This window comes from Sporomusa sp., from assembly GCF_057736855.1.
Window position 1 is genome coordinate 292 of record NZ_JBYKYF010000353.1, and the last position, 2,476, is coordinate 2,767.

At 41.1% G+C, this 2,476-nt stretch carries 2 protein-coding genes and 1 pseudogene; 1 reads left to right on the plus strand and 2 read right to left on the minus strand.

Features of this window, described 5'->3' with window-relative positions; translation table 11 throughout:
• Nucleotides 1-280: pseudogene (locus AC29Z1_RS16045) on the plus strand (hypothetical protein); the annotation flags it as partial.
• 167 nt (nucleotides 281-447) lie between these two features.
• Here AC29Z1_RS16045 and AC29Z1_RS16050 read toward each other — a convergent pair.
• Both AC29Z1_RS16050 and AC29Z1_RS16055 read right to left on the minus strand, forming a co-directional pair.
• On the minus strand, nucleotides 448-1,842 hold the full coding sequence (locus AC29Z1_RS16050; RefSeq protein WP_488272460.1) for a hypothetical protein: 1,395 nt from the start codon (nucleotides 1,840-1,842) through the stop codon (nucleotides 448-450).
• A gap of 94 nt (nucleotides 1,843-1,936) precedes the next feature.
• Nucleotides 1,937-2,476: glycosyltransferase (locus AC29Z1_RS16055; RefSeq protein WP_488272461.1), on the minus strand; the 540-nt coding region annotated here is incomplete at its 5' end.

Below are 2,476 nucleotides of genomic sequence, written 5' to 3' on the forward strand. Positions count from 1 at the left end.
ATGGAGGAGGAATAATTGGGGTCAGATACAGGGCCAAAACGAAATTACATTGATCTCGTTACGCTGCCTGAGGAAACTGAATCCGGATGCGAAAATGGTTCGTTTCACTCAATTGAGATGGAGCACCATCTTTGTAGAAAATTCATCAAAACTCTTGTCTGCGATTCTTGATTATCTTGGGATAAAACATGATTTCTCTACAGTCTTAAACGTATACTCAAGTGAAGCACTTGATCCACACATCAATAGAGAACGTTTTAGGGAGGGATTGTGGTCTTAACCGAAGACGAATGAAAATTATTACGGGTTGAACTGAAGGCGCGGAAAGTGGGCTCGACGAGTTTGTCTCCAAGCTTTTTGACACGTTCGTACTCTTGCAGAATGGCAAAATCGGTGAGGTTCCTCATGCCATATTATATACTATAAATACTATTTAAAGCTTTCGATTTAAATAGGTTTTTTGGAATTCTCTTTGAATTTTGAGACGACTTCATGTCCAATAAGAAGGCAAGATTTCCAAAGTAGCCACAAGATCCATAAACCTCCCAACTGAAATGTAATTAAAAACAAGCCTTTTAGCAGCGGGAAACTGCTAAAGCCTCCTGTAATGTTATGCGTCATAAGATATAAAGCCAAGGATGATGGCACTGCAGTCAAAGGTAAATCTTTTCCGAAGAAAAATTTGAACATTGCAATAAGGAGCAATACTCCAAAAGATGTTGAAAATGCTACAATGAGAGGTGAAGATATAGCTAAAAACGTTCCACCTATTGCATAGGCTTCTGCCAAAAAATATGTATTTTTCAAACCCATCTCTGAAAAAGCGTAGCCTTCTGAAATCATCATGAGAAACTTTTGATAATCGACATAATCAATAAAGAACTTAGCAAAAGGAATCATATGCCAATAGAAATCACCTGCTAACGGACTACCTTCTTTTATAAGACCCGCAGTTTCATAAATGCCAGCCATCTGCCCAATACCTATTCGATTTAGCAAATAGTACAAGAATTCTTGAACAGACATATGGCCTGTTTGTACACGCACTACAAGGTACACAAGACCTAGCATAGACACCACAAAAAACGGGATACATCGAAAAGTTTGCATGGAAAAAGGTGATTGAGGTAGCAGTTTACCATATGCTAGTAACCAGACGATAAATCCCATTATTAATGGTGCCTTATTTCCTGGGGCTGTTAATATGAATATAGCAATCATTAAATATTTTAATGAAGTATCTATTTTATATCTTCCAAGGTATCCTGAAAGTATTGCCAATAAGTAGCCTATTAAGAACACCATTGACTGAAGCTGAGTGGGGACTCTGGAGGCATATACATTCTGGAGCCTGACTTGTAGCAATGGTACATCTTCAATTAATGAAAACAAGAAAGCGTGCTTATACCCTAGTAGATAAAAAGCGACTAAAAGCAATAGGCCAATTAGGCTTAAAAAGCTGCAAAATCTAGCTGTTTTTCTATAGAACTCGAGGGAGTCTGATTGTGTATGAACTACTACCTTTCGTAAGTATAGTCCAAAAACCCGAAGGAAAAAAGCGAGGGATAATACGTACAGCAATAAAGTCGCAATAACTGCTACAGCAACTGGAGTCTCTAAACCTGGCCGCGCGATATATAGCACAGATATATTATCGATGCCAAAATATCCAACAACAACTAATGGAACTAATATAGAAAAGAGTTGAAGATACCAAATAATCGGCCATGGATTATCCTGCATGCGACTAATATCCAGTATTGTGCCCTTAAATACAAAATAAGCTATTCCCAACAAGCTAAAGGACCCTATAAGAGCAAGGAAAAATGCGACCACCTCCATTGTTACCGCCCCTCCACAAATCTATCTACCCTTTGCAAAAAAGATTTTGTTTCAGATGGCCAGTAACATTCGTATGCAGGATTTATCTCAGAATTCATAGCTTCCTCAGAATGTGGTCAGTCTGCTCTGCTCTTCGATTCCATGAGTGCTTCTTTTCCACAAGCGCTCTACCTCGACAGCCCATCAACGCCCTTTCATGTGGATGGTTATAAAGGTATGCAACCGCCCTCGCCAATGCCCCTGGGTCTTCGGGAGGAATAACAATACCACAATTGCCTTCACGGACCAGATCCGCTTGACCAGGAAAATCTGTAACCACAACTGGCACTCCACACGCCAAGGTTTCGAAGACCTTCAGCGGGTTCAGTCCTGTAGAGGAGCGCCCACCGGCGGAATTTTGGGGACTCAAACCTGCAATGCTTCTGGCAACAATACCAGCCATCTGTTTGTAGGGAATTGTCCCGAGATATATCACCTTTCCGTTGCGAGCAGCATCTTCTACCCTGAAACGCTCGGCGCCATCGCCAACGATTACCAGCTTAACATCGCCTGGCCACTCTTTTTCGTCCAAAGCCTTTAGCAGTGTCTCTATACCCTGCCAGGCTGCCAGTGCGCCAAAAAAGACTACAAAATG

What these genes read in the sequence shown, in the direction of transcription:
- AC29Z1_RS16050 (WP_488272460.1), bottom strand. Translation starts at nt 1,842, where the DNA reads ATGGAGGTGGTCGCATTTTTCCTTGCTCTTATAGGGTCCTTTAGCTTG.